At 66.0% G+C, this 25,383-nt stretch carries 27 protein-coding genes; 22 read left to right on the forward strand and 5 right to left on the reverse strand.

Features of this window, described 5'->3' with window-relative positions:
* From pgi to J2S32_RS00350, 4 genes are all read left to right on the forward strand, one after another.
* Window positions 1-1,557 (forward strand): glucose-6-phosphate isomerase, encoded by a 1,557-nt coding sequence (pgi, locus tag J2S32_RS00335; RefSeq protein ID WP_253515015.1) that lies wholly within the window; start codon window positions 1-3, stop codon window positions 1,555-1,557.
* 107 nt (window positions 1,558-1,664) lie between these two features.
* Entirely contained in the window at window positions 1,665-2,750 is a 1,086-nt protein-coding gene (locus tag J2S32_RS00340; RefSeq protein WP_253515016.1) for a PAS domain-containing protein, read from the forward strand.
* Complete coding sequence (locus J2S32_RS00345; RefSeq protein ID WP_253515017.1) at window positions 2,747-3,100, forward strand: response regulator; 354 nt, start codon at window positions 2,747-2,749, stop codon at window positions 3,098-3,100. Before J2S32_RS00340 ends, J2S32_RS00345 begins: the two co-directional genes overlap by 4 nt.
* Window positions 3,101-3,348: 248 nt before the next feature.
* Window positions 3,349-4,737, forward strand: a complete 1,389-nt coding sequence (locus J2S32_RS00350; RefSeq protein ID WP_253515018.1) for a DEAD/DEAH box helicase — start codon at window positions 3,349-3,351, stop codon at window positions 4,735-4,737.
* Here the strand turns inward: J2S32_RS00350 and J2S32_RS00355 are convergent.
* Complete coding sequence (locus J2S32_RS00355; RefSeq protein ID WP_253515019.1) at window positions 4,734-5,834, reverse strand: mechanosensitive ion channel family protein; 1,101 nt, start codon at window positions 5,832-5,834, stop codon at window positions 4,734-4,736. The genes J2S32_RS00350 and J2S32_RS00355 overlap by 4 nt on opposite strands.
* A 154-nt stretch (window positions 5,835-5,988) precedes the next feature.
* Here J2S32_RS00355 and gorA point away from each other — a divergent pair, with 154 nt between their 5' ends.
* From gorA to J2S32_RS00390, 7 genes are all read left to right on the forward strand, one after another.
* The gene (gene gorA, locus J2S32_RS00360; protein WP_253515020.1) at window positions 5,989-7,353 is read left to right on the forward strand and encodes a glutathione-disulfide reductase; all 1,365 of its coding nucleotides are present in this window, start codon (window positions 5,989-5,991) and stop codon (window positions 7,351-7,353) included.
* Window positions 7,354-7,444: 91 nt separating this feature from the next.
* Window positions 7,445-8,233 carry an AraC family transcriptional regulator gene (locus tag J2S32_RS00365; RefSeq protein WP_253515021.1) on the forward strand — a complete coding sequence of 263 codons (789 nt, stop codon included), beginning with the start codon at window positions 7,445-7,447 and terminating at the stop codon, window positions 8,231-8,233.
* 63 nt (window positions 8,234-8,296) lie between these two features.
* Window positions 8,297-8,926 (forward strand): hypothetical protein, encoded by a 630-nt coding sequence (locus tag J2S32_RS00370; protein ID WP_253515022.1) that lies wholly within the window; start codon window positions 8,297-8,299, stop codon window positions 8,924-8,926.
* 105 nt (window positions 8,927-9,031) lie between these two features.
* Window positions 9,032-9,433: a cupin domain-containing protein gene (locus J2S32_RS00375; protein WP_253515024.1), complete on the forward strand. Its 402-nt coding sequence runs from the start codon at window positions 9,032-9,034 to the stop codon at window positions 9,431-9,433.
* A gap of 58 nt (window positions 9,434-9,491) precedes the next feature.
* Window positions 9,492-10,055 carry a hypothetical protein gene (locus J2S32_RS00380; protein WP_253515026.1) on the forward strand — a complete coding sequence of 188 codons (564 nt, stop codon included), beginning with the start codon at window positions 9,492-9,494 and terminating at the stop codon, window positions 10,053-10,055.
* A gap of 21 nt (window positions 10,056-10,076) precedes the next feature.
* Window positions 10,077-10,313: a hypothetical protein gene (locus J2S32_RS00385; RefSeq protein ID WP_253515028.1), complete on the forward strand. Its 237-nt coding sequence runs from the start codon at window positions 10,077-10,079 to the stop codon at window positions 10,311-10,313.
* A 29-nt stretch (window positions 10,314-10,342) separates the two neighbouring features.
* The gene (locus J2S32_RS00390; protein WP_253515030.1) at window positions 10,343-11,395 is read left to right on the forward strand and encodes a TIGR00341 family protein; all 1,053 of its coding nucleotides are present in this window, start codon (window positions 10,343-10,345) and stop codon (window positions 11,393-11,395) included.
* Window positions 11,396-11,427: 32 nt separating this feature from the next.
* Here J2S32_RS00390 and J2S32_RS00395 read toward each other — a convergent pair whose 3' ends face one another.
* Window positions 11,428-12,543 (reverse strand): NAD(P)/FAD-dependent oxidoreductase, encoded by a 1,116-nt coding sequence (locus J2S32_RS00395; RefSeq protein ID WP_253515032.1) that lies wholly within the window; start codon window positions 12,541-12,543, stop codon window positions 11,428-11,430.
* Between the two features lie 71 nt (window positions 12,544-12,614).
* Between J2S32_RS00395 and J2S32_RS00400 the strand changes: the two genes are divergently transcribed.
* The 8 genes from J2S32_RS00400 (at window position 12,615) to J2S32_RS00435 (ending at window position 18,824) form a co-directional block, all read left to right on the forward strand.
* Window positions 12,615-13,634 (forward strand): NAD-dependent epimerase/dehydratase family protein, encoded by a 1,020-nt coding sequence (locus J2S32_RS00400; RefSeq protein ID WP_253515034.1) that lies wholly within the window; start codon window positions 12,615-12,617, stop codon window positions 13,632-13,634.
* 75 nt (window positions 13,635-13,709) lie between these two features.
* Window positions 13,710-14,258, forward strand: a complete 549-nt coding sequence (locus tag J2S32_RS00405; protein ID WP_253515036.1) for a TspO/MBR family protein — start codon at window positions 13,710-13,712, stop codon at window positions 14,256-14,258.
* A 298-nt stretch (window positions 14,259-14,556) separates the two neighbouring features.
* A complete protein-coding gene (locus J2S32_RS00410) occupies window positions 14,557-14,802 on the forward strand; it encodes an accessory factor UbiK family protein (RefSeq protein WP_253515038.1) in 246 nt (81 codons plus the stop codon).
* A 168-nt stretch (window positions 14,803-14,970) separates the two neighbouring features.
* Window positions 14,971-15,258, forward strand: coding sequence for a GIY-YIG nuclease family protein (locus J2S32_RS00415; RefSeq protein WP_253515040.1), 288 nt, complete (start codon window positions 14,971-14,973; stop codon window positions 15,256-15,258).
* Between the two features lie 181 nt (window positions 15,259-15,439).
* A complete protein-coding gene (recO, locus tag J2S32_RS00420; RefSeq protein WP_253515042.1) occupies window positions 15,440-16,039 on the forward strand; it encodes a DNA repair protein RecO in 600 nt (199 codons plus the stop codon).
* Between the two features lie 91 nt (window positions 16,040-16,130).
* Window positions 16,131-17,198 (forward strand): 3-isopropylmalate dehydrogenase, encoded by a 1,068-nt coding sequence (leuB, locus tag J2S32_RS00425; protein WP_253515044.1) that lies wholly within the window; start codon window positions 16,131-16,133, stop codon window positions 17,196-17,198.
* 32 nt (window positions 17,199-17,230) lie between these two features.
* Entirely contained in the window at window positions 17,231-18,373 is a 1,143-nt protein-coding gene (locus J2S32_RS00430) for a glycosyltransferase (RefSeq protein WP_253515046.1), read from the forward strand.
* Window positions 18,374-18,518: 145 nt separating this feature from the next.
* Window positions 18,519-18,824 carry a GIY-YIG nuclease family protein gene (locus J2S32_RS00435; protein ID WP_253515048.1) on the forward strand — a complete coding sequence of 102 codons (306 nt, stop codon included), beginning with the start codon at window positions 18,519-18,521 and terminating at the stop codon, window positions 18,822-18,824.
* 123 nt (window positions 18,825-18,947) lie between these two features.
* Here the strand turns inward: J2S32_RS00435 and J2S32_RS00440 are convergent, their stop codons facing one another.
* The gene (locus J2S32_RS00440) at window positions 18,948-20,219 is read right to left on the reverse strand and encodes a phospholipid carrier-dependent glycosyltransferase (RefSeq protein WP_253515050.1); all 1,272 of its coding nucleotides are present in this window, start codon (window positions 20,217-20,219) and stop codon (window positions 18,948-18,950) included.
* Window positions 20,220-20,301: 82 nt separating this feature from the next.
* On the opposite strand from J2S32_RS00440, the gene J2S32_RS00445 reads away from it, so the two are divergent.
* Entirely contained in the window at window positions 20,302-21,507 is a 1,206-nt protein-coding gene (locus tag J2S32_RS00445) for a trans-sulfuration enzyme family protein (RefSeq protein WP_253515052.1), read from the forward strand.
* Here J2S32_RS00445 and J2S32_RS00450 read toward each other — a convergent pair.
* Entirely contained in the window at window positions 21,504-21,917 is a 414-nt protein-coding gene (locus J2S32_RS00450) for a DUF6628 family protein (RefSeq protein WP_253515054.1), read from the reverse strand. The genes J2S32_RS00445 and J2S32_RS00450 overlap by 4 nt on opposite strands.
* Before the next feature lie 143 nt (window positions 21,918-22,060).
* Window positions 22,061-22,375 (reverse strand): excalibur calcium-binding domain-containing protein, encoded by a 315-nt coding sequence (locus J2S32_RS00455; RefSeq protein ID WP_253515055.1) that lies wholly within the window; start codon window positions 22,373-22,375, stop codon window positions 22,061-22,063.
* A gap of 53 nt (window positions 22,376-22,428) precedes the next feature.
* Between J2S32_RS00455 and J2S32_RS00460 the strand changes: the two genes are divergently transcribed.
* A complete protein-coding gene (locus J2S32_RS00460) occupies window positions 22,429-23,040 on the forward strand; it encodes a 2-hydroxychromene-2-carboxylate isomerase (protein ID WP_253515056.1) in 612 nt (203 codons plus the stop codon).
* 358 nt (window positions 23,041-23,398) lie between these two features.
* Window positions 23,399-25,318, forward strand: coding sequence for an alpha/beta hydrolase family protein (locus J2S32_RS15775; protein ID WP_253515057.1), 1,920 nt, complete (start codon window positions 23,399-23,401; stop codon window positions 25,316-25,318).
* The last annotated feature ends 65 nt before the right edge of the window (window positions 25,319-25,383 follow it).

Here is a 25,383-nt window from a genome sequence, read left to right on the forward strand (position 1 = left end):
ATGACCTCTGCTGCCGATATCTGGGACCAGCTTGCCGCGCTCCCGCGCCCGACGCTGGGCGAATTGTTCAGCGCCGTTCGCGACGGCGGCGAAGGCGCGGACGAGCCGGGCGGCGCCGACCGCGTCGCCATGCTCTCGGGCCGGATCGCGCTCGATGAAGGCGGGATCCTGTTCGACTGGTCGAAGACGCATCTCGACCGCGCGGTGATCGCGCGCTTCGAACAGCTCGCCGAGGCGATGGACTTCGCCGGCAAGCGTGCCAGGCTGTTCGCCGGTGAAGTGGTCAATCCGACCGAAGGCCGCGCCGCCGACCACGCGACTTTGCGCGGCACGGGCGAAGGCGCCAAGGTCGAGGAAGCGATGGCGCTGATCGACCGCATGGGCATGCTGGTGGAGGCGATCCACCAGGGCGCGCTGGGCGAGATCGAGCACCTGATCCACATCGGTATCGGCGGCAGCGCGCTCGGCCCCGCGCTGGGGGTCGACGCGCTCGGCCGTGACCTCAGCTATTGCGATGTCCATGTCGTGTCCAACATCGACGGCGTCGCGCTCGAGGCAGCCTTTGCGAAGTGCGATCCGGCCAAGACGCTGATCGCGGTGGCCAGCAAGACCTTCACCACGATCGAGACGATGACCAATGCCGCCAGCGCGCTCAAATGGCTGGGCGACAATGGCGTCTCCGATCCCGGCGGGCGCGTGATCGCGCTGACCGCCAATCCCGAAGGCGCGGTCGAATGGGGCGTTGACGAAACACGCATCCTGCCGTTCCAGGAAAGCGTCGGCGGGCGTTACTCGATCTGGTCCTCGATCGGCTTTCCGATCGCGATGGCGGTGGGGATGGACGATTTCCGCGCCATGCTCGCGGGCGCCAAGGCGGTGGACGAACATTTCCGCGACACCGACGGCGCGGCCAACCTCGTCCTGCGCGCGGCCTTCGCCGATCTCTATTACACCCGCGTGCGCGGCTGCCAGACCCGCGCCGTGTTCGCCTATGACGAACGCCTCGGCCTGTTCCCCGATTACCTCCAGCAGCTCGAAATGGAATCGAACGGCAAGCGCGTCACCGCCGACATGCAGCCGGTCGATGGCCCGACCGCGCCGATCACCTGGGGCGGGGTGGGCACCGATGCGCAGCATGCGGTGTTCCAGCTGCTCCACCAGGGCACGCATCTGGTGCCGGTCGATTTCATCGCCAGCATCGCGCCGGGCGACGAGCTCGACCCCGCGCACCACCGCATCCTGCTGATGAACTGCTTTGCGCAAGGCGCGGCGCTGATGGCAGGCAAGCAGGGCGCGGACCCCGCGCGCAACTATCCCGGCGACCGCCCCAGCGCGACGATCCTGTGCGACGACCTCGACGCCGCCGCACTGGGCGCGCTGATCGCCTTCCACGAGCACCGCGTCTTCGCCAGCGCGGTGCTGATGGGCATCAACCCCTTCGACCAGTTCGGGGTCGAACTGGGCAAGCAGATGGCCAAGGCAATCGAACAGGGCGGCGAGCAATTTGACGCGAGCACCGAAGGGCTGCTGGCAGCGGCGGGATTGGCTTCCGACTGAGGCCGCAACCCACGCAATTCGGGAACTTCGCGGCATCCGGAGTTTTGATGCTGGTAACCGCTCACGCAGAGGCGGCACGTCGCTAGAAGTCGTATGAGACCCACCGGATGTCGGAAATTCCGTCGCACCCCCTGAGCCAGGCGCTTGGCACGCCCAGCGCCGAATTCGATACGCCCGATTCCTTCGACGGCGCCTCGGGCCTGCTGTTCGAGCAGGCGATGGCGCAGACGCGCATGGCGGTCTGCCTGTCCGACCCGACGCTGCCCGACCACCCGATCGTGTTCTGCAACCGCGCCTTCGAACGGCTCACCGGATATAGCGCGGACGAAGTCGTCGGTCGCAACTGCCGGTTCCTCCAGGGCGCGCGGACCGACCAGGAGCAGGTCGCCAAGATCCGCCAGGCGATCCGCGACGAGGAGGTCATCGTTGTCGAGATACGCAATTACCGCAAGGACGGCTCCAGCTTCTGGAACGCGCTGCATCTCGGCCCGATCTACGACGCCGAAGGCAAGCTCAAATATTTCTTCGGCAGCCAGTGGGATGTCAGCGACATCCATCTCGCCAAGTCCGAGGAACGCCACGCCAAGGCGATGGCGCGCGAAGTGTCGCACCGGCTCAAGAACGTCTTTGCGGTGATCGGCGCGATCGTGAACATCACCGGGCGGTCGATGGGTGCGCGCGATGTCGCGCGCAAGGTCAACGACCGGGTGCAGGCGCTCGGCCGCTCGTACGAACCCACGCTCGACGATGCCTTCTTCGGCACGATGGAGATCGGCCAGGCAGTGCGCTCGGTGCTCAAGCCCTATGATCCCGAAGGCGAGCGGTTTGTCTTCAACGGCAATGGCTTGCGCACCGAACCCAATGCAATCTCGGCGATCGGGCTGACGCTGCACGAACTGGCCACCAATGCGATCAAATATGGCGCGCTGTCGAACGACGTCGGCACCGTCGCGGTCGAATGGCTCCACGAGGAAGACAAGCATGGACGCAATTCGGTCATCCTCACCTGGACCGAACGCGGCGGGCCCGAAGTGAGCGCGCCGCCCGATGGCTCCACCGGGACCGGCTTCGATATTTCCGAAAGCCTGCTGCGGCATTCGCGCGGGGTGATCGAACGGCATTGGGACCGCGAGGGGCTGCGCGTGGAAATTGCGCTCCCCATCGGCCGCGCCAGTGCCGGCGGTGGCCGATGAACCGCGTCCTGATCCTCGAGGACGAACCGCTGATCGCGATGGATCTGTCGATGGCATTCGAAGACTGCGCCATCGCGGCGGTCACCGCGGTCACCTGCGCCGAAGCCAGCACGGCCCTGGCCGAACAGGCGATCGACGGCGCGGTGCTCGACGTCAATCTGGGCGGCGGCGAGACCTGCGAGCAGATCGCGCTCGTGCTGAAGGAGCGCGCGATTCCGTTTATCCTCAACACCGGCGATCTCGACCGGTCGGGCGAGCTGCTGCGGGCGATCGACGCGCCGGTGGTGGCCAAGCCAACCCCTGCCGACCGCGTGGTCGAACGGCTGATGGAGCACGCGCGCACCAGCTGATCCCGCCGCGCGGCGCGGCCCATGCTGCACTGCGGCATTGACTTATCGCGCGCCATGCCCCACATGCCGCCCCATCGAAGCGCGCTAGCCAGCGTGAAGCGGCGATCGGCTTACAGCGATCGCCCCGGCCGCGCCTCGGTTCCTTTTTCCAGACTTCCCTATTCACGCGGGTGGTTATTCAACCCCGCGAACGCGCCCGGATTCCGCGATGGAAGTCTGCGCGCGCCGCATCATAAATGCGAGTTTTCATGACACAGTTTTCCGATCTTGGGCTGTCGCAGCCCGTCCTTCAGGCGCTTGACCTCAAGGGCTATTCCACTCCCACGCCGATCCAGGAAGGGGCGATCCCGCCCGTTCTCGAAGGGCGCGACCTGATGGGTATCGCGCAGACCGGCACCGGCAAGACCGCCGCCTTCATGCTGCCCAGCATCGACCGGCTGCGCAACGCCGACAATCAGACGCCGTTCAAGTCCTGCCGCATGCTGGTGCTTGCACCGACACGCGAACTGGCCGGCCAGATCGCCCAGAGCGCCAAGGATTACGGCCAGCTGGCGGGTCTCAAGGTCCATTCGATCGTCGGCGGCACCTCGGTCAACAAGGACCGCAACAAGCTCCACCGCGGCACCGACATCCTCGTCGCCACGCCTGGCCGCCTGCTCGATCTGATCGACCAGAAGGCCTTCACGCTCGACAAGGTCGAAGTGCTGGTGCTCGACGAAGCCGACCAGATGCTCGACCTCGGCTTCATCCACGCGCTGCGCCGGATCAGCCAGCTGGTCCCCGAAGACCGCCAGACGCTGTTCTTCAGCGCCACCATGCCCAAGCAGATCCAGGAACTGGTCGGCAAATATTGCCGCAATCCGGTCAAGGTCTCGGTGACGCCCGAAAGCACCACTGCGGAACGCATCGACCAGTATCTCTTCATGGTCCAGCAGGACGAAAAGCAGACGCTGCTCGAAATGATGCTGTCCGAACGCCATCAGGTGCCGGGCAAGTTCGAACGCGTGCTGATCTTCGCGCGCACCAAGCATGGCTGCGACCGCGTGGTGAAGAAGCTGGCGCAGGTCGGCATCCCCGCCAACGCCATCCACGGCAACAAGAGCCAGCCGCAGCGCGAACGCGCGCTCGACGAGTTCAAGCGCGCCAAGACGCCTATCCTGATCGCGACCGATGTCGCCGCGCGCGGGATCGACATCCCCGGCGTGAGTCATGTGATCAATTACGAACTGCCCAACGTGCCCGAGCAATACGTCCACCGTATCGGCCGGACCGCGCGCGCGGGCAAGGATGGCATCGCGATCGCCTTCTGCGCCGAGGACGAGCGCGATTACCTCAAGGATATCCGCAAGAAGACCGATGCCGAGTTCGAACGCCTGCCGCTGCCGGACAATTTCCGCGCCGTGGTCGAAGGCGTCGGCCCGACCAAGCGCGCGGCCCCCGGCCAGCGCATGGCCAAGCCCAAGGTTCGCCCCACCGGCGACGCGGCGAAGCGGGCCAAGCCCAAGGACAAGCATCCCGCCCGCAAGGGCCGTCCCAGCGGCGCTGGCGGCCCGGGTGGCGGCGGCAATGCCGGTGCCGGCAAGCCCGGTGGCGGGCGCAGCCGCAATCGCCGGCGCAGCAGCGCCGCGCGCGCCTAACTATCAGGGGCGGGGCCGGTCGTTTCCGGCTCCGCTTCCTCGTTCATCAGCCGCAGCCGCGCGAAGGCTGCGGGCTGGTGGTCGGCCAGCCATTCGAGCATCCCTTCGCGGATGTCGCAGCGCAAGTCGAACAGCGTGGGCGAATCCTTTGCGCTCATCAGCAGCCGCACCTCGATTGCATCGCGCTTCGTGTCGGTCACCTGCACCACCTGCACGCGGCCGTCCCAGCGCGGATTGTCCGCGATCTGGCGTTCGAATTCGGCGCGGATCGGGCCGATCCGGGTCGCCGGGTCGAGATAGAGCATCACCGAACCCAGCAATTGCGCGGTCTTTTTGGTCCAGTTCTCGAACGCGCCTTCCAGGAACCGCGTGGTCGGCACGATCAACCGCCGCTCGTCCCAGATTTTGACCACGACATAGGTCGTGCGGATGTCCTCGATCCGCCCCCATTCGCCCTCGACGATCACCACGTCGTCGATATTGATCGGCTCGGTCAGCGCCATCTGCACGCCCGCGATCAGCGATTTGAGCGCGGGCTGCGCGGCCGCGCCCACCGCGAGGCCGGCCAGCCCCGCCGAGGCGACCAGTGTCACCCCGATATCGCGCACGCCGGGGATCGACAGCAGCACCAGCCCCACGGTCACGAAAATGATGATGAAGGTCGCGATGCGGCTCAGCATGGTCAGCTTGGTCCGCTGACGCCGCGCCGCGAGATTGTCCTCGACCGAGATGTCCGCGCGCAGCTTCATCGCCTCGATCAGCGCCTGCAATATCGCCAGCGCGATCCACCCGATCACCGCGGGCATGACGAAACCGGCGACGCGTTCCCACACCGTCTCGAAGGCGGGAATCTCGCGCGCGGTCAGCACCAGTGCCAGCGCCACCAGCGCAAAGCGCGTGGGCATGGCGAGCCGCCGCACCAGCATCTCGTCCGCTTCGCTCCGCGTGCGCCCCACCACGCGGCGCAGCAGGCGGAACACCACCCAGTGCAGCAGCAGCGCGGCCAACGTCGCGGCCACGGCCAGCGCCACCAAATTCCATGGTTGCGGCAGGATCGCCGTGCCGCGGGCGGCGTAATCGGCAAGCGTATCGGTCATGCGGTCTCCCGTTGGATGGCTGCGGACAGGTGCAGCATCCCCTCCCAGGGACTGGCCCTTCAATGGGCCGGCGGGGGGCGTGGTTCCCGCTTGCCCCTTGTGCCGCGCGAAGGCAGGCCCCAAGTGCGGCGCGCATTCACAACGGAGACAGGTTTTGGCGGCAGGCACCAGCGGCGAGTATGATTTCGACCTCTTCACCATCGGCGCAGGCTCGGGCGGCGTGCGCGCCAGCCGCGTGGCGGCGGCGCATGGCGCCAAGGTCGCCGTGGCCGAGGAACACCGTGTCGGCGGGACCTGCGTCATCCGCGGCTGCGTGCCCAAGAAGATGCTCGTCTATGGCGCGCATTTCGCCGAAGACCTGAAGGACGCGCGCAATTTCGGCTGGTCGACCGAGAACGCGACCTTCGACTGGATCACGCTGCGCGACAATGTGCTCAATGACGTCAAGCGGATCGAGGGCGCCTATACCAACACGCTCGAAAGTCACGAGGTGACGATCTTCAAGGAACGCGCCGAGATCACCGGCCCGCATGAAATCACGCTGGCGAGCGGCAAGGTCGTGACCGCGAAAACCATCCTGATCGCCACCGGCGCGCGCCCGCGCATGCCCGAATGCCAGGGCGCCGAACATGCGATCAGCTCGAACGAGGCGTTCCATCTCGACGAACTGCCCAAGAAGATCATCATCGCGGGCGGCGGCTATATCGCCAATGAATTCGCCGGCATCTTCAACGAGTTCGGCAGCGAAGTTCACATCGTCAATCGCGGCGACCGGCTGCTGCGCAGCTATGACGAGGCGGTGCGCGACCGGCTGCTGCAGATCTCGACGATGAAGGGCATCCAGTTCCGCTTCAACACCACCTTCGAATACATCAAGCCGTGTTCGGAAGGCGGCTATTTCGTGAAAATGTCCGATTGCGACGAGGAAAAGGCCGATCTGGTGCTGTTCGCCGTCGGGCGCATTCCCAACACCGAGGGGCTGGGGCTGGAGAATGCGGGCGTCGAATTGGGCGAGGGCGGCGAGGTCAAGGTCGACCGCTTCAGCAAGACCAATGTCGACCACATCTATGCCGTCGGCGACGTGACCGACCGCGTGCAGCTGACCCCGGTCGCGATCCGCGAAGGACAGGCCTTTGCCGACAGCGTGTTCGGCGATGGCGAGCCAGTGGCGGTCGACCACAGCTGCATCCCCAGCGCCGTGTTCAGCCACCCGCCGATCGCCGCGGTCGGCATGACCGAGGGCGAGGCCAAGAACCAGCTCGGCAGCGTGAAGGTCTATCTGTCGGATTTCCGCCCGATGAAGAACGTGCTCGCCGGGCGCAACGAACGCAGCCTGATCAAGATGATCTGCGACGGCGACAGCGGGCGCATCGTCGGCATCCACATGATCGCCCCCGAAGCTCCCGAGATGATGCAGGCCGCCGCGATCGCGGTGAAGGCGGGGCTGACCAAGGAAGACTTCGACGCCACCACCGCGATCCACCCGACGATGGCGGAGGAACTGGTGCTGATGCGCTAGGGCGCCGTCATCGGCCCCAACGCCCGAGCGGCGGGGAAGAGTCGACAGCTGCGCATTGCGAAGCGCTCGGCCCGGTGCTTAGGCCGGTACGATGGAACACCCGTCATCCGCCAGCTTTACGCGTCCCAAGCACGTCGACATCGAGCTTGTGTCGGTGGCTTATCGCAACCGCAGCTTTCCCGTGCACATGCACGACCAGTATGTGGTGGGCGTGGTCGAAAGCGGCGGCGAAACACTGACCATCGATGGCGCCTCGTATGTGGTCGGTGAAGGCGACATGATCACTATCGATGCGGGCACGGCGCATGCCAATGCCACACTCGGAGACGCGACCTTGCGCTATCGGGTATTCTACATTCGCGCAGACGTGGCACGGTCCTATGTCGGCCGCTCGGACCTGCGCTTTCCGGCGCCGGTGCGCTGCGACCCCGTGTGCGCCCAGCGGCTGCTGGAGTTGCACCGCTGGTTCGAAGCGGGGACCGGCGACAGGCTGGAAGAAGACACCGCGCTTGCGGAAATAGTCGGTATCGCGTTCGCCGCAGCTGTCGAACCGGATCGAGACGACCGGCTACCGGAGGCAGTTCGCCGGGCGAAGGGGTATATCGACGCGCGCTATGACGAGAATTTCGGTCTCGATGAACTGGCCGATGCCGCGGGTGTGACCAAGTACAATCTGGCGCGGAGTTTCACGCGCGCGCACGGCCTCAGTCCGCTTGCCTACCGCACGCAGCGGCGCATCCATGCGGCCAAGGAAATGGTGCTGGCGGGTGCGCCCCTGGCCGATGTTGCATCCGATCTGGGTTTCGCCGACCAGAGCCATCTCACGCGCCAGTTCCAGAGCATGGTCGGAATCTCGCCTGCCCGCTATCGTGAGCAATGACGTTCAAGACAGGTCTGGAGCGCCCGGCTAGGCCCCGTTGAAAGGCTTGTCAGGGACCATACCATGAAGAATTTTCGCTCGATTACCGCCACCTTTCGGTCGCGGACGCTGAAAACGGCTGCGCTGGCCGCAGCGGCCTCGGCCTGCGCTGCCCTTGCCGGCCCTGCGAATGCTGCCGAGGCGGGCCAGGACATTGAAGCCAATCGCCCGGCCGCGGGTGAAGCCAGCAGCCCATACGCGACCTTCCTCGCGAATTATGTCGAATGGGTGAGAACCATCGAAATCGAGGGGCAGGCGCGCGGCATCGCGCTGACGCCGGCGCAGGTCGAGCTGGCCACCCGGATCGGGATCGAGCATCCGGAAAAAGTGCGGTTGGTATACGTCGACGAAATACCCTTTCCATCGGAAGATCCGCAAATGCGCAAGATCGGCGAGGAGCTGGGGTTTGTCGGGCCGGGTATCACCAATAACGCGCAGGCGTTCGGTTATACCATCTGGGTGCGCAACGGTTTCGACCTGACATGGCCGCTGCTCGCCCACGAACTGGTCCATGTGCAGCAGATCGAGCGCAATGCGAGTTTCGGAGCCTTCGTGGAAAAATACATGAAGCAACTCATCGCTCACGGGCACGAAAACATGCCGCTCGAGGTCGAAGCCTACGAAGCCAATCGGATCCACGCCTCGCAACCCTGAGACGGGCCGTGCCGTTTGCCGCAATGCCCAGCGACCCGGATTGCGCCTACGGCGTTCCCGGCCTAGCGTGGCGCGGTTCAGCGGCGGGTGACAAGGGGAACTTGCGTGAAGGGTTATTGCGACAATATCGAGCAGCGGACTGTCGAGAACGACAATTTCCGCCAGGTTCTCTACACCGGCAAGCACCTGCAACTCGTGGTGATGACGCTGCCGCCGGGCTGCGATATCGGCGAGGAGGTCCATGAGGACCGCGACCAGTTCTTCCGCTTCGAGGAAGGCAAGGGCGTGGTCGATATCGACGGGGTGGAGAACCCGGTCGAGGATGATTTCGCGGTGATCGTGCCGGCCGGCGCGCGGCACAATGTCCGCAACACCGGCAGCGAACCGCTGCGCCTCTATACCGTTTACGGCCCGCCCGAGCATATGGACGGCGTGATCCACGCGACCAAGGCCGATGCCGAGGCGCGCCACCACGACGAGGAATGGGACGGCGGCACCACCGAGTGATACGCTGCCCCGCGCCGCAGCCGCGCAGGCGCATAGCCCGATCGCAGGAGCACAGCCTATGACCAGCACGCCCGATGCCTTTCACATCCGCGAGGCCGTCGCCTATTTCGATGCGAGCAAGGAGCTCGAGGAAGCGATCGACGAGCTGCTCAGTTCAGGTTTCGACCGTGCGGAGATCAGCCTGCTGGCGACCGAGAAGACGGTCGAGAAGCAGCTTGGCCACCGCTATCACAAGGTCGCCGAGCTGGAGGACGATCCCGCCGTGCCGCGCGCGATCTATATCCCCAAGGAATCGATCGGCGACGCGCAGGGGGCGTTGATCGCCACGCCGCTCTATATCGCGGCGGCGACCGCGATCGGTGCCATCGTGGCATCGGGCGGCTCGCTGCTCGCAGTGATCGTGGGCGCAGCGGTTGCGGGCGGGGCCGGCGGCGCGCTGGGCGCCGGTCTGGCGAAATTGGTGGGTGACCGGCACGCCGAAAACCTGCAGAACCAGCTTGAACATGGCGGGCTGCTGCTCTGGGTGCGCACCTGGGACAGCGGCGACGAACAACGCGCGGTCGACATCCTGACGAAGCATTCGGGTCACGATGTCCATGTGCACGGCGCGCCGCAGAACTAAACGCATGACAGGAGAAGTTCGGTGATCGGGAAGATGGTGGCACTCGGGCTCGCAGGGCTTGCCGGATACTCGCTGTTCAAGCGCAAGGACGCATCCCGCAATGCCGCCTTTGCGGAAGACCAGCCGCATAATTTCCATACCGACGTGCGCGATGCCGGTCCCGGCGCAATGCGCGATCCGGACGCGCGCGAATGGACCGAGACCGACGAGGATCTCGACGAAAGCTTCCCCGCCAGCGATCCGCCGGGTGGCTATTGATCCGCGCGCGGCGTGATCGGATGAACTGAATGCCGGCCAGGCTCGTCCAGATCTACCTGCCCGAAGACCGGGTCCGCGATCTGGAGACCATCCTCGGTCGCCACACGCGCCGGTTCTGGCGGGAAACCGTGCCCGGGGCGCAGGAAAAATACACCTGCATCGTCCAGCAACGCTATACCGAACGCCTGCTCGCCGATCTGGGCGAGGCCTTCGGAGACCTGCCGCAATTCTCCGCGCTGGTGTCCGAGCTGCAGGCGGTCCTTCCGGTGGTCGAAGAAACGCCGGTCACCGAATTGCCGCTGTCGGCCGACCTGCCGACCCCGACGCGGATCGAGCGGTTCTTCAGCCGCGACCGGCTCAGCACCGACGAACTCTACGACGACATCGAGGAAAGCCTGCACCCCGGGCCCGCCTATTTGCTGACGGTGACGCTGTCGGCGATCATCGCCGGCCTGGGGATGCGCAGCGGGCAGACCGCAGTGGTCATCGGCGCGATGATTATCGCGCCGCTGCTCGGGCCGACGATGGGGCTGGCGCTGGCGGCGACGGTCGGCAATGGGAAGCTGGGCCGGCAGGCGGCCGCGACGCTCGCCATCGGCTGCGTCCTCGCGGTGCTGGCGGGTGTCGTCCTCGGCATGACGGTGGCAATCGACCCGCTGGTCCCCGAACTGAAGAACCGCACGCTGGTCCAGCCCGCCGATATCGCGCTCGCGCTGGCCTGCGGCGCCGCGGGCGTGCTGGCTTTCAGTCGCGGCGCCTCGCTCGCGCTGGTCGGGGTGATGATCGCCGTCGCGCTGGTTCCGCCCCTGACCGCGGCGGGCATCTATACCGGGGCGGGCATTCCCGAAGCGGGCGCCAATGCGCTGTTCCTGTTCACCGTCAACCTCGTCTGCGTCAATGTAGCGGGGATCGCGATGTTCTTGATCCAGGGCCTGCCGCCGACCAGCTGGCGGATGACCAGCGGGATCATGCTGGTGTGGGTGGTGCTGCTGATCCTGCTGATGTCGATGATGGCGGGGCGGATTTTCCTCGGCTTCGGCTCGTGGGACCTCGTGATGGACTACCTGACCGCCAGCCGGTGAGGCGCGGGTAATCCGGCACCTGCCAGCGGCCGTTAGCCAGCGCGCGCGCGGAGCCGCTCCGCCGCCAGCATTTGGGGCGTCACGCCCACCGCGTGCAGTTCCTCGGGCCATGCGCTGCCCGCCACCAGCGCCTCTACCGCCAGCGCCATCGCGGGCGAGGTCTGCAGGCCGAAGCCGCCTTGTCCCGCCAGCCAGAAGAAGCCCCTCGCGGACGGGTCGAAACCCGCCACCGGCAGCCGGTCGGGCGCGAAGCTGCGCAGGCCCGCCCATTTGCTCGCCAGCCGCGAAACGGTGAGCGTGGTCGCTTCCTCCACCCGCCAGGCGGCCAGCGCGACGTCTTCTTCCTCGGGCTGCGCGTCGCAGGGCGCGCTTTCGCCTTCGTCCATCGGGCTGGCGAGCAGGCGGCCGCTGCCTTCGGGTTCGATATAGAAGCCCGGGCCGACGGTCTTGGTGAAGGGCCAGCCGGTGACGTCGACCGGCACATCGAAGGTGATGACCGTGCGCCGCAGCGGGGTGATGCCGAGCGCGGCGATGCCGCCCATCTGCGCGACCGTATCGGCCCACGCCCCCGCGGCATTGACCACCACCCCCGCGGCATAGCTTGCCCCCGGCGTATCGACGATCCAGCGTTCGCCCTCATGGCGCAGCGCGGTCACCGGCGCCTTGGCCGCGATCGATCCGCCCGCGGCGAGCAGCGCCTTGCGATGCGCCTCCAGCATTGCATGCGCGTCAAGCTTGCGCGCCTGCAGGTCGAGCAGCGCGCCGACAATCCCGCCGTCGCCCTCGCGCAGCACGGGCACATGCTCCTGTGCCGCGGCTACCGACAGCCGCCGGACATGCGGCGCCCATTCGCGGTAATTCGCCTCCAGCCGGTCGAGCGCTTCCTCCTGCCCCGCCAGCGCCACGAACAGCGCGGGGTGCGGCTGCGCGCCCGGCGCTTCGAACAGCGCGATGCTGGCGGCGGTCAGCGCGCGGACGAGCCAGGCATCCATGTCGAAATGCGCAAAGGCAGCGCTGCGGCCCGAGGAATGCACCCCCGGCGCGTCTTCCGCCTCGCACACCAGCGTTTCCCCATGCCGCGCCACCCGCGCGGCTGCCGACAGACCGGCTATTCCCGCCCCGATCACGAGGTAATCGACCTGTTTCATCGCAACTGCGTTGCCCCTTGCAACCATTCTGCCTAACTCTCCGCTTACCAAATGATGCGGGGGGCAGACAGATGGCAATGACAATATTGGTAACCGGGGGCACGGGCTATATCGGCGGCGAGGTAATCGACCAGCTGCTGGCCAGGGGGCACAGTGTCCACACCACTGTCCGCGACAAGGGCAAGAGCGAGCCGAGACTGCGTGCGCGCTGGAGCGAAGCCGGCGATCGGCTGGCGGTGTTCGAGGCCGATCTGATGAGCGATGCGGGCTGGGCCGAAGCCAATGCCGGCTGCGACGCGGTGGCGCATGTCGCCTCGCCATTCCCGCTCGCCGTGCCCAGCGACAAGGACGAGCTGGTGGTGCCCGCGCGCGAAGGAACGCTGCGCGCGCTCGAATTTGCCGACAAGGCGGGGATCAAGCGCTTCGTCCAGACCAGCAGCGCCGCGGCGATCGCTTATGGCCAGCCGGAAAAGGACCATTTCACCCATCTCGACTGGACCAATCTCACCGCGGGCGTGCCGCCCTATATCGAGAGCAAGACCGTGGCCGAACGCGCCGCGCGCGACTGGGTCGCGACCAAGGCGCCGACCATGGTGTTCTGCTCGATCAACCCGGTGGCGGTGTTCGGCCCGGTCTATGACGTCGACATGTCGACCAGCGTCGAGCTGGTGAAGAAGATCATCGACGGCTCGATCCCGCTGATCCCCAATATGGGCATCTGCGTGACCGATGTCCGCGATGTCGCCGAGGCGCATGTCCGCGCGCTCGAGGCGCCCGCCGAAAAGGTCCGCGGCGAGCGTTTCCCGACCTCGGAGAAATTCCTCTGGCTGCGCGAAATGGCCGATGTGGTCCGCGCGCGCGTGCCCGAACATGCGAAGAAGGTGCCCAGCCGCCCGATGCCCAACTGGCTGGTCCGGCTGCTCGCGCTGTTCATGGACGAAATGAAGCAGATCAAGGGCGAGCTCGGCAATGTCCGCGACGTCTCGGGCAAGCATACCGAACAGGTGCTCGGCTATACCTTCATCCCCGCCGAACAGACCATCGAGGACACGGTCCGCAGCCTGTTTGCCAAGGGTATCGTGAAGCCCTGAACCCACCGCCGCATTGCCAGCCCGCACCGCGCTCGGCAAAAGACGCATGAAACGAATCGTTGACGGGAAAATTACATGAACATGTTGGCGTCGCGCGGGCAATTGCGCGCAAGTTTCATTCGCTGGGCGCTGTTCACCGTCCCGCTCTGTGTGCTGCTCGGCTTCGTCGCCGGCCAGCTGGGCGGGCCCGACACCGCGTGGTTCCAGCAGCTGGAGAAACCGGGCATCTATCCCGAGCCCAAATGGTTCGGGATCGTGTGGACGATCCTCTATGTCATGATCGGCCTGTCGGTGGCGATCGTGGCCTCGGCCTGGGGCGCGCGCGGACGGACCGCCGCGCTGTGGGTCTTCGCGGTGCATTTCGCGCTCAACCTGTCGTGGAGCTACGTGTTCTTCGGCGCGCAGCAGATCTCGGGCGCGCTGATGCTGCTCGGCGCGATCGTGGTGACGCTGCTGGTGGTAATCGCGCTGTTCTGGCGCGTCCGCCGGCTCGCCGCGCTGCTGCTGCTGCCCTATCTCGCCTGGGTCTGCTTCGCCACCGCGCTGAATTACCAGTTCCTCCAGCTCAACCCCGATGCCGATGGCGGGTATGCCGAGGGCGCGGTCGAGCGGGTGCGGATTTAGGGGGGAGTCTTTGATTTTCGAACCCGCATCCACGGCTTCGTCCTCGGGGCTGTTCCTCCGCTTCGCTCCGGGCCCCTGCGGGCGGCCAGTCGGCCTTGCCTCGCCTACGGCTCGGATACCAACGCCACCATGCTGGAGTAGCGCTGGTCCCGTCCGCGACCAGCGGATGGCAAGCGCGACCGCGCGCCCGCAGCGATGCGACCGTCAGGTCGCATGAGCGAGGATAGCCTAAGGCCGCGAATGCGGCCGCCGGCGCTTGAGGCTAGACAAAAACCCCATCCCGTCCCATCTGAACCCTATGCAGAGCCAGAATCCCCTGATCGCCGATTTCGTCAAACTCGCCAATTCGGCAGCCGGCACGCTGGCCGGCATGGGCCGCGAGGCGCGCGACGCCGCGCGCGAACGCGCCAAGGAAAGTTTCGGCGGGATGGATTTCGTCAGCCGCGAGGAATTCGACGCGGTGAAGACCATGGCCAGTAAGGCCCGCGCCGAGGCGGAAGACCTCAAAGCCCGCGTCGAAGCGCTCGAAGCCCGGATCAAGTAGGCTTTGGCCGCTTGGCGGTCTGCGGGCAGAGACCTTATCTAGGCCCCTGCCTTCGCAGGGGCGACGGTTGGGATTATAGTCGCCATCATGGGACAAATCGCCCAATCTACTCTCGTCGCCCCTGCGAAGGCAGGGGCCCAGCTGACTTCTCGGTTCGCAGTCTGAACGATGCCGGGCGGCTGGGTCTATATCATGACCAACAGCCCGCACGGCACGCTCTACATCGGGGTCACCGCCGAGATAGCCGCGCGCATCCATGCGCATCGCGAAGGGCAGGGGTCCGAATTCTGCCGCAAGCATGGCCTCACGCGCTTGGTCTATGCCGAGCAGTATGAGGATATCCATGACGCGATCGCGCGCGAGAAGGCGATGAAGCGGTGGAAGCGGCAATGGAAGCTCAGGCTGATCCGGCGCGACAATCCCGACTGGAACGACCTGTTCGAGACGATCCTGTGATGGTGCAATTTCGCTGATCTTATCTAGGCCCCTGCCTGCGCAGGGGCGACAGACCACCTGAGATATCTCCGTCGCCCCTGCGAAGGCAGGGGCCCAGCTGATGTCGCAGCCCGCAATACGCCGCCCCACAAGTCGAATCCGCCGTCTTCGCAGGATCGATGCGAGCGGCTAAGGCCGCCCCATGCAGCTTTCCGCTCCCGCCATCCTGCTTGCCGCGCGTGCGCATGGCGAAACCGCGGTCATCGCGCGCATGCTGACCGAGCAGCACGGCATGGTCGCCGCTTATGTCGCGGGCGGGCGCGGGCGGCAGCTGCGCCCGGTGGTGATCCCGGGCAATATCGTGCAGGCCGAAATCCGCGCCAGGTCGGACAGCCAGCTGCCCTTCGCGCGGCTCGAACTGGTCACCAGCCGCGGGCCGTGGCTGGGCGAGCCGCTTGCCGCTGCGGCGATCAACTGGGTGACCGCGCTCACTGCGAGCGCGCTGCCCGAGCGCAATCCCTATCCCACGCTCCATTCCGCGCTTGGCGGACTGCTCGATGCAATCTGTTCGTCCGATAGCGCGCGGCAGTGGGTCGAGGCGCTGGCGGTCTATGAGGCGCTGCTGCTGCGCGAGCTGGGCTATGGCGGCCAGCGGCCCGCGATAGCCGACCTTGGGCAGGCCTTGGAAATTCTCGACCGGCAGGAAGCGCTGATCGCGCGCTACCTGCTTGCCGACACCCGCGCCGACGTCCTAGCTGCACGGCAACTCCTCAGGCAGCGGCTGGCACGGATGGTTTCCTGAGTCAGTCATTGCGAGGAGCCGAAGGCGACGCGGCAATCCAGCCATCTCGGGACTGGATTGCTTCGCTTCGCTCGCAATGACTGGATGATGGATGAAAATCGCACTATTCGCCGGCGACGGCATCGGCCCCGAAGTCATCGCGCAGGCGCGCCGCGTGCTCGAAACGCTGGACCTGCCCGGGCTGACGCTGTTCGAGGGCGATGTCGGCGCCGCCGCCTATCGCCGCCACGGGCACCCGTTGCCGCCCGAAACGCTGGATATGGCGCGAGCCGCCGATGCGGTGCTGTTCGGCGCGGTGGGCGATTTTTCCTGCGACGATCTGCCGCGCGAACTGCGCCCCGAACAGGCGATTCTCGGCCTGCGCAGCGAGCTGGGGCTGTTCGCCAACCTGCGGCCAGCGGCCGGCTTCCCGGGGCTCGAACACCTGTCCTCGCTCAAGCCCGAAGTCGCGCGCAGCATCGACCTGCTGGTGGTGCGCGAACTCAATGGCGACGTCTATTTCGGCGACAAGGGCGAACGCGGCAGCGATGGCGGGCGCGAGGGCTGGGACATGATGTCCTATAACGAAGCCGAAGTCCGCCGTATCGCGCACAGCGCGTTTCGCGCGGCGATGGGGCGCGGCAAGAAACTGACCAGCGTGGACAAGGCCAATGTCCTCGAAACCAGCCGCATCTGGCGCGAAACCGTGATCGCCGTCGCTGCCGAATACCCCGAGGTCGAACTCGACCACATGTATGTCGACAATGCCGCGATGCAGCTGGTCAAATCGCCGGGGCAGTTCGACACCATCGTCACCGGCAATTTGTTCGGCGATATCCTGTCGGACCAGGCCAGCGCCTGCGTCGGCTCGATCGGCTTGCTCGCCAGCGCGTCGCTGGGTGAACGGCAGACCGACTACGGCACTTTCGGCCTGTACGAGCCGATCCATGGCAGCGCGCCCGATATTGCCGGGCAGGGCAAGGCCAACCCGGTCGCCGCAGTGCTCAGCCTGGCGATGCTGCTGCGCCACTCGCTCGGCCGCGAACAGGACGCCGCGCGGATCGAACGCGCGGTCGAGGGGATACTGGCCGATGGCGTGCTGGGCGGCGACCTTGGCGGGACCGCTTCGACCGGCGATATCGGCGGTGCGATTGTTAGGAAGATCGTAACCACATCTTGAGGATTGCGGCATAACCGGGTCATGCAATGGATATGACACCGCAGACGCAGCCTTCCATGGCCGATCCCGCCCCTGCCAGCGCCAGCACGCTGGAGCTTGCGATCATCCTGCCGACGCTCAACGAGCGCGACAATCTCGCCCCGCTGGTCGAACGGATCGAAGGCGCGCTGGGCAAGACCGGCTGGGAAGTGCTGGTGGTGGACGACAATTCCGCCGACGGCACCAGCGACGAAGCGCGGCGGCTGTCGCTGTCCGACCCGCGCGTGCGCGTGCTCCAGCGGATCGGCCGCCGCGGCCTGTCGAGCGCCGCGATCGAGGGCTTTTGCGCCACTGCCGCACCCTATGTCGCGGTGATGGATGCCGATCACCAGCACGATCCGCAATTGCTGGTGGCGATGCTTGCCAGCGTGAAGGCGGGCGAGGCGGATGTCGCCGTCGCCAGCCGCTTTGCCGATGGCGCGAGCATGGAAGAATGGGGCCGCCCCGACCGCGAGAAGCTGTCGAGCGTCGCCAACATGCTGGCGCGCAAGCTCACTGGGGTCGACCTCAGCGACCCGATGAGCGGGTTCTTTCTGCTGCCGTCGGCCACCGCGCGGCGGCTGGTGCCCAATCTCTCGGGCATCGGCTTCAAGATCTTGCTCGACCTGCTCGCCACTTCCGAAACACCGCTCAAGGTGAAGGACTTCCCGATGAATTTCTCCGCCCGCCGCTCCGGCGAAAGCAAGCTCGACCGCGCGATCGCGCTCGATTTCCTCGCCGGTCTCTACGACAAGAGCTTCGGCCGCATCATCCCGACGCGCTTCGCGCTGTTCGGCACGGTCGGGGTCATCGGCATCGGCGTGCACATGGCGATCCTCTATGCCTTCCTGCTGGTGGCGGGGACGAGCTTCAGCTGGAGCCAGGCGGTCGCGACCTTCGGCGCGATGACCTTCAACTTCTGGCTCAACAATTTCCTCACCTATCGCGACCGCCGCCTGAAGGAACCCAACCGCGTGTTCTGGGGCTGGGTCAGCTTTATCGCCGCCTGTTCGATCGGCGCCTTCGCCAATGTCGCGGTGGCCACCACGCTCAACGACCGCGGCTTGCACGAAGTGCTCGCCGCGCTGGTCGGCATCGGCATCGGCTCGGTATGGAACTACGCCCTGTCGAGCCGCTTCGTCTGGGGTCGGTATTGAGCGCCAGATAGCCCGGGATTGCCACGGAGCCTGCGGCTCCTCGCAATGACTGGGGAAATAGAGCGCAGTCATTGCGAGGAGCGAAGCGACGCGGCAATCCAGCCGGCGGAGCAAAGGCGGCGCGGCGATATGCTAAGGCATTGGTATGGCCTATCGCGAGGACTTCCAACCGGCGGTGTATATCATGGCGAACCGCCGCAACGGGACGCTCTATACCGGCGTCACCTCGGACCTGCCGCAACGCGCATGGCAGCATCGCGAGGGCGCCGGCGCCGGGTTCACCAAGCGCTACGGCTGCAAGCTGCTCGTCTGGTACGAATGGCACGATGATATCGAGCTGGCGATCCTGCGCGAGAAGCAGCTCAAGGCTGGGTCGCGCCAGCGCAAGCTGGCGCTGATCGAAGCGTTCAATCCGACTTGGCGCGATCTCTATGGGGACATCGCTGTATAGCACTGGATTGCTTCGTCGCTGCGCTCCTCGCAATGACTTCTCGGAAGGGTGATCCTCTCAATAGCACAGTCATTGCGAGGAGCCGCAGGCGACGCGGCAATCCAGCAAGCGCACCGCACCTCCCTACCGCCAGCTTTCCATCCAGGTCCACACCGCGAAGCTGTCGGGGCCCACCAGCGGGGCGCCGCTGATGATCGGGTAGAACCAGCCGAACATCAGCACGCTGCCGAGGAGCGGCGCCAGCGCGCTCTTGCGCCAGCCGTTCTGCCATAGCGCATCGCACACCAGCGCCAGCGCGGCGAGCAGCGCCATGCTCGGCAGCGCATAGTGATAATAGAACTGCACCGGCTTGCTCGCCACGATCCAGAATCCCAGGCTCACCGCATAGACCAGCGCCACCGCCAGCGCGGTCCAGTGGCGGCGCAGTACGCCGTGCCAGGCGCACCACGCCAGCGCAGGCAGGCCGAGCAGCATGGTCAGCGGATTGCCGATCAGCATGATGCCGCGCTGCACCCCCGCGACCGGTTCGTAGAGATACCAGATCGAGCGCGCGTTGAGCACCCATTGCTCCCAGGTCGACTGGTAGGGATGCGCCTTGAGCACCTGCTCCTGCTGCGACAGCATGAACTGGTGGTGGAACACGAGCCCCTCCGAAATCGGGTGGACACGGAAGAAGAAGCCGGGTGCGAAGCTCGCCGCATAGACCGCCAGCGGCACCGCGCCGAGCCAGAGCGCGGCCTCGACCAGCGTAATCCCGGGTACCGGCGCGCCGCGGCGGCTGAAGAACAGGCGGCGGCGTCCCGCCAGCGCGCGCGCGGCGAGGAAGGCCAGGCCCGGCAGCATCGCCACTGCCAGCGCGTTCCATTTGGCGCCCATCGCCAGCCCCAGCGCCATGCCCGCCAGCACCAGCCGCCAGCGGCCTTCCTCGGGCTGGCGGATCGCCGCGGCGAATTGCCAGGCGGCAAGGCTGAGGAAGGCGAGGTAGAAGATATCCAGCATCGCGATGCGCGCATGGATGAACAGGTGGAAACCGGTCGCGAGGAGCAGGCCGTATGCCAGCGTGGCGAAGCGGCTCAGCGTGCCGAACCACAGTGCGCGCATTGCGGCGAACAGCGCCAGCGCGCCGAACAGCGTGGGCAGCAGCCGCCAGCCGACCGGATTGTCGCCGAACAGCGCGATCCCCAGCGCGATCAACTCCTTGCCGACGAGCGGATGCTCGCGATTGGTGAACTCGCCCAGCATCAGCAGCTCGCGCGCGGCGGGCAGGTAGTGGACCTCGTCGAAATAGGGGTGCGGCACCGCGGTCAGGTAGGGCAGGCAGCCGAGCCAGAAGACAAGCGCCAGCGCGGCGCACCAGCGAAGCGGATCCTGGACCTGTTCGGGGGCGCGGCTCATGCGGGGCGATTAAGCGAGCGTTTGCAAGGATACAACAGCCATTGCTTGCCGTTATCCCGGGGCCTGCCTAGACGCCCCTGTCATGAAGAAGACCACCGGCATGGACCGTTCGATCACCGCCAAATGGCGCCCCGCGACGCAGGCGGTGCGCGGCGGTACCTGGCGCAGCGAACATGGCGAGACCAGCGAAGCGCTGTTCCTCACCTCGGGCTATACCTATGACGACGCGCAGACCGTCGCCGACCGGTTCGCGGGCGAGGCTGCGGGCATGACCTATTCGCGCCTCCAGAACCCGACCGTCGCTATGCTCGAGGAACGCATCGCGCTGATGGAAGGCGCCGAGGCGTGCCGCGCGCAGGCGAGCGGGATGGCGGCGATGACCGCGGCGCTCTTGTGCCAGCTTTCCGCTGGCGACCATGTGGTCGGCGCACGCGCGGCCTTCGGCTCGTGTCGCTGGCTGCTCGACCATCTGCTGCCGCGCTTCGGGATCGAGACCAGCGTGATCGACAGCGCCGACAACGACGCATGGGAAGCCGCGATCCGGCCCAATACCAAGGTGTTCTTCTTCGAAACCCCCGCTAACCCCACGCTCGACATTGTCGATCTGGCGCATGTCTGCGGCGTGGCCAAGGCGCATGGCATCGTCACCGTGGTCGACAACGCCTTCGCCACCAGCGCGCTGCAACGCCCGCTCGATTTCGGGGCCGACGTGGTGGCCTATTCGGCGACCAAGCTGATGGACGGGCAGGGCCGCGTGCTCGCGGGCGCGGTATGCGGCTCGCAGCAATGGGTGGACGATGTGCTACTGCCCTTCCAGCGCAACACCGGCCCCAATTGTGCGCCGTTCAACGCCTGGGTGGTGCTCAAGGGGCTCGAAACGCTCGACATGCGTGCACGGCGGCAGAGCGAAAATGCAGTCGCGCTGGGCAAGTTCATCGAACCGCGCGTGCCCAGGCTGCTCCATCCCGGTCTGCCCAGCCACCCGCGCCACGAACTGGCCCGCAAGCAGATGGTCGCCACCGGGCCGATTTTCGCGCTCGACGTGGGCGACCGCGCCACCGCCTTCGCGCTGCTCGACGCGCTCGAACTGGTCGATATCTCGAACAATATCGGCGATACGCGCAGCCTGATGTGCCACCCGGCGAGCACCACGCATGCGGGCATGACGCAGGAGGCGCGCGACGAGATGGGCGTGACCGAAGGCTTGCTGCGGATCAATGTCGGGCTCGAAGACGTCGAGGACGTCAAGGAAGACCTCGACCGCGCGCTGGCCGCCGCGGGGCTCTAGCGCCGCCAGTCGTTGCGGGTTGCGAGCCGCTCCAGCTCGTCGCCCAGCGCATGCGCGGTGGTCATTGCGATGGCGCAGCCGGCATCGTCGGTCAGCACGCCGTGGACATCGAGCCCGCCGCCGCCGATCATCGCCATCAGCAGTCCTTCGTCGCGCGTCATCCCCGCCGCGCAGCACGGCGCGAGCAGGATCCGGCGCCGCGAGGTCCGCGCGAGATCGACCACCAGCGCGCGCGCCAGCACCAGCAGACGGCGGAACTCGGTCCCCCCGGCATCGAGCGCGAGCATGGTCGCGCGCGCATCGTGCAGGCCGTGCCCCGCAAGCCGGCGGACAAGCACCAGCGCAAGCGTCTGGTGCCGCCGCGCGGGGAGGGGGAGGTCGAGTGCGGTCGAATCGTGCGAATGGGCCATGCCGTCTCCTTTGCAGACCCGCATCGTATGCTAATGCAAATCATTCGCAACCCTGTACCGATCGGTCTATCCCCATTTTCCGCGAAGTCGGTCGCAGGATCGCCGGCGGCAGCGACAGGGCGGCGGCAGGAAGCGCCGGGCCGCTAGCGCCCGCGATAGGGCTCGCAGGCCACCCCGTCATTGTCGCGGTCCAGCGCGGGCCGGTAACCGGGCTGCCCGCGATAGATCGGCGCGGCGCCCGCCTGCCGCGCGGCGGTGCAATTGGGAAAATAGACCCCGCCCTGCAGCTGCGCGGTCGGCGCCGGCTGCGTGGTGCGCCGATTGCGATGGCAGTGATACTCGCCCGTCTTGCGGTTGTTGTGGCAGCCCTCGGCATTGAGACCCCCGGGATGCGCAAGCGCCGGCAGCTGGGGGCTGGCAAGCAGCGCCAGCGGGAGAAGCAGGGCGAAGCGTTTCATTCTCGCATCCCTACCACCAAACGGTTACCGCAGGGAAAAGGGAGAGGACCCGCATGACCAAGACGCTGGAATATATTTTCGATCTCGCCGCGCCGAACGGTTATCTCGCATGGTATCCGCTCAAGCAGATCATCGTGCGCACCGGGGCGCAGCTGGTGGTGACGCCGGTGTTCCTCGGCGGGATGCACAAGCTTACCGGCAATGCCCCGCCGATGATGCGTGACGCCGATGTGAAGGGCAAGGTTCCCTATGCCGCGTTGGAATTCCAGCGCTTCCTCGACCGGCACGGCATGGACCAGTTCCGCATGCACCCCGCGTTGCCGTTCAATTCGATCCTGCTCCAGCGCGTTCTGGTGGCTGCATCGGACGAGGCCGAACGCCAGGCGCTGGTCGAGGCGCTGCTGCCCGCAGTGTGGGAGCGTAATATCGATTGCGGCGATGCCGAAGTGGTCGGGGCCGAACTGGCGGCAGCCGGGTTCGACGCCGAGCGCCTGCTCACTGCGACGCAGGAACCGGGCGTCAAAGCGAAGCTGGCGGCCAATACCGAAGCCGCGGTTGCCCGCGGCGCCTTCGGCATCCCGACCTTCTTCGTCGATGGGGAAATGTGGTTCGGCAAGGAACGCCTCGAGCAGATCGAGGCCTATCTTGGCGGCGGCAGGCCCTAGATCGAGAGGTAGAGCATCGCCGGAAGCGGCGAACACAGCACCATCGCCGCCAGCGAATCGCCACCCTGATCGCGCACGAGGCGCCTGATGAATGCGAACAGCATATTCCGACTCCCCCCGTCGTGATCCAATCCGTCGGCCGCGCGACCCGAATGACTTCGGCAATGAATAGGTGCGACCCGTTTGTGCCTTGTGCAGCATAGCCCTTGGGAAAATCTCACCAGTCCCGGTAAACCGAAATTAACCCGATCCCGTGCTTGCCAGTCGCCGCGGACTGGTTAAGTCTGATGGCCAGGGGAATTACTTCGGGGGTCGCATGTCTCGTTTTTCGGTATTTGCAGCGCTGTGTGTTTTGTCCGTGGTCGGGGCACCTGCCGTTCTTGCGCAGAAGGCCGCACCGGCCACCGCCACCAGCCCGCAGGACACGCGTCCGCCCCCGATTCCGACGCGCTCCTTCGCTTCGCGCAGTATGTTTTCCTCGCTCCATCTCTCGCCCGACGGCAAGGCCATCGTCACGCATGTGACGGCGTCGCGAGGCAAGTTCCTGGCGGTGCTCGACGCAGCCGACCATTCGCTGCAGCGGCGTTACGCGCTCAACGATGACGATGACGTCGAATGGATTCGCTGGGCGGGCAACGACAAATTGCTCGTGTCGCTGTCCACGCTGGGGAGTTTCTTCGGCGACGAGGTGCGTTACACACGGTTGCTCCTGCTCGACATGGCGGCGGGGACCTCGGACATCCTTGGTAATGACGAACCCGTCGTCGAAGGCGACGACGTGATCTTCATCGCCGAGGACGGCAGCTATGCGCTGGTTTCGGTCCAGAAGGACGTTCGCGCTTATCCCTCGGTCTACCGGTACGAACTGGCGGCGGGGGGCAAACGGTGGCGGGTACAGGACCCTCGTCCTGGGGTGTGGTCCTGGCATGCCGATAGCAGTGGTGTCGTCCGCCTGGGTACCGGCTGGCGTCTCGGCCGGTTGCGGATTTACTATCGGTCGGGCCCCGATGCGGACTTGCGGCTTATCGAGAAGCTCAAGGCCGACGAAATCGAGGACAAGTTCTGGGATGTCGCGCAGATCGTTAGCGGGTCGGATCACGGCCATGTCCTGCATGAAGGCCCGAGCGGCAGGGTCGGGCTGTATATTTTCGATCTGTCCACCCGCGAGCCGGTGGAGCTGGTTTACGAGCATCCCGAGCATGACGTGGAAAGCGTGCTGTTTCGCGACGGCAAGCCTGTCGGTGCCTTCTTCACCGATGTTCGCGATCGCGCGCACTGGCTCGATGCAGGCTATGCCGAGACCTATGCGCAGCTCGAACGGTCGCTGACCCAAAACGAGATATGGGTCATTTCGCGCGCAAAGGACAATTCGCGGATGCTGGTGCGGGCGGGGAGCGAGGCCGATCCCGGGCTCATCTACAATTACGATGTCACCGGCAAACGCATGGAAGTGCTGGTCGAAATGCGCCCCGAGATCGACATTACACATCTCGCAGTGCCCAAACCCATTGCCTATACCGCGCGCGACGGTACGCGCGTCCACGGTTACCTCACGCTCCCCCGGGGACGCGAAGCCAGCGGCTTGCCGCTCATTATCCTGCCGCATGGCGGTCCCTACGGCATTCGCGACAAGCTGGATTATGACGACCAGGTGCAATTGCTCGCCAACCGCGGATATGCGGTGTTGCAGCCCAATTTTCGCGGATCGGGTGGGTATGGGCAGGATTTCTACGATCTCGGCGTCGGCCAGATCGGCCGCGGCATGCAGGACGATCTCGACGACGGGATGGATTGGGCGGTCGCGCGGGGCATTGCCGACCCGGCGCGGGTTTGCGTGGTGGGCGGATCCTATGGCGGCTATGCCGCGCTATGGGCGGTCATCCGCAATCCCGAACGGTACCGCTGTGCCGCCAGTTTTGCCGGCGTGACCGACTGGAACCTGATCCTCAAATACGATCGGCGGTTCTTCACGCGTGAGGCCAGCCGCAGATGGCGCCAGCGCGTCGAGGGGGAAGAAGAATTCGATCTCGACGACGTGTCGCCTTATCGCCACGCCGAGACGCTCAACCGCCCGGTACTGATCGCACAGGGCAAGAAGGACGATCGCGTCCCCTGGTCGCAGTTCCGCAAGTTCACCCGCGCTGCGCGGAAGGCGCCTGTCGCACCGGTGGAACTCGTGTTCGACGAGGAAGGGCATTCTTTCGACGAGCCCGAAAACGAGCAGCGATGGCTCGATCAGCTCACTGCTTTCCTGGCCAAGCATAACCCCGCCGACTGAGCCCGGTCGCGTATTGGTCGCAAACCGGGGCATGGAAAATTTCGTGCGTTTCCTTGCGCGGGGCG

The sequence above is a fragment of the Qipengyuania citrea genome (genome assembly GCF_024171405.1).
In the GTDB taxonomy this organism is placed as follows: domain Bacteria; phylum Pseudomonadota; class Alphaproteobacteria; order Sphingomonadales; family Sphingomonadaceae; genus Qipengyuania; species Qipengyuania profunda.

Coding starts and splice junctions, on each gene's coding strand:
- pgi (WP_253515015.1), top strand. CDS start 1: ATGACCTCTGCTGCCGATATCTGGGACCAGCTTGCCGCGCTCCCGCGC.
- J2S32_RS00340 (WP_253515016.1), top strand. CDS start 1,665: ATGTCGGAAATTCCGTCGCACCCCCTGAGCCAGGCGCTTGGCACGCCC.
- J2S32_RS00345 (WP_253515017.1), top strand. CDS start 2,747: ATGAACCGCGTCCTGATCCTCGAGGACGAACCGCTGATCGCGATGGAT.
- J2S32_RS00350 (WP_253515018.1), top strand. CDS start 3,349: ATGACACAGTTTTCCGATCTTGGGCTGTCGCAGCCCGTCCTTCAGGCG.
- J2S32_RS00355 (WP_253515019.1), bottom strand. CDS start 5,834: ATGACCGATACGCTTGCCGATTACGCCGCCCGCGGCACGGCGATCCTG.
- J2S32_RS00365 (WP_253515021.1), top strand. CDS start 7,445: ATGGAACACCCGTCATCCGCCAGCTTTACGCGTCCCAAGCACGTCGAC.
- J2S32_RS00370 (WP_253515022.1), top strand. CDS start 8,297: ATGAAGAATTTTCGCTCGATTACCGCCACCTTTCGGTCGCGGACGCTG.
- J2S32_RS00380 (WP_253515026.1), top strand. CDS start 9,492: ATGACCAGCACGCCCGATGCCTTTCACATCCGCGAGGCCGTCGCCTAT.
- J2S32_RS00390 (WP_253515030.1), top strand. CDS start 10,343: ATGCCGGCCAGGCTCGTCCAGATCTACCTGCCCGAAGACCGGGTCCGC.
- J2S32_RS00395 (WP_253515032.1), bottom strand. CDS start 12,543: ATGAAACAGGTCGATTACCTCGTGATCGGGGCGGGAATAGCCGGTCTG.
- J2S32_RS00400 (WP_253515034.1), top strand. CDS start 12,615: ATGGCAATGACAATATTGGTAACCGGGGGCACGGGCTATATCGGCGGC.
- J2S32_RS00405 (WP_253515036.1), top strand. CDS start 13,710: ATGAACATGTTGGCGTCGCGCGGGCAATTGCGCGCAAGTTTCATTCGC.
- J2S32_RS00410 (WP_253515038.1), top strand. CDS start 14,557: ATGCAGAGCCAGAATCCCCTGATCGCCGATTTCGTCAAACTCGCCAAT.
- J2S32_RS00415 (WP_253515040.1), top strand. CDS start 14,971: ATGCCGGGCGGCTGGGTCTATATCATGACCAACAGCCCGCACGGCACG.
- recO (WP_253515042.1), top strand. CDS start 15,440: ATGCAGCTTTCCGCTCCCGCCATCCTGCTTGCCGCGCGTGCGCATGGC.
- leuB (WP_253515044.1), top strand. CDS start 16,131: ATGAAAATCGCACTATTCGCCGGCGACGGCATCGGCCCCGAAGTCATC.
- J2S32_RS00430 (WP_253515046.1), top strand. CDS start 17,231: ATGACACCGCAGACGCAGCCTTCCATGGCCGATCCCGCCCCTGCCAGC.
- J2S32_RS00435 (WP_253515048.1), top strand. CDS start 18,519: ATGGCCTATCGCGAGGACTTCCAACCGGCGGTGTATATCATGGCGAAC.
- J2S32_RS00440 (WP_253515050.1), bottom strand. CDS start 20,219: ATGAGCCGCGCCCCCGAACAGGTCCAGGATCCGCTTCGCTGGTGCGCC.
- J2S32_RS00445 (WP_253515052.1), top strand. CDS start 20,302: ATGAAGAAGACCACCGGCATGGACCGTTCGATCACCGCCAAATGGCGC.
- J2S32_RS00450 (WP_253515054.1), bottom strand. CDS start 21,917: ATGGCCCATTCGCACGATTCGACCGCACTCGACCTCCCCCTCCCCGCG.
- J2S32_RS00455 (WP_253515055.1), bottom strand. CDS start 22,375: ATGAAACGCTTCGCCCTGCTTCTCCCGCTGGCGCTGCTTGCCAGCCCC.
- J2S32_RS00460 (WP_253515056.1), top strand. CDS start 22,429: ATGACCAAGACGCTGGAATATATTTTCGATCTCGCCGCGCCGAACGGT.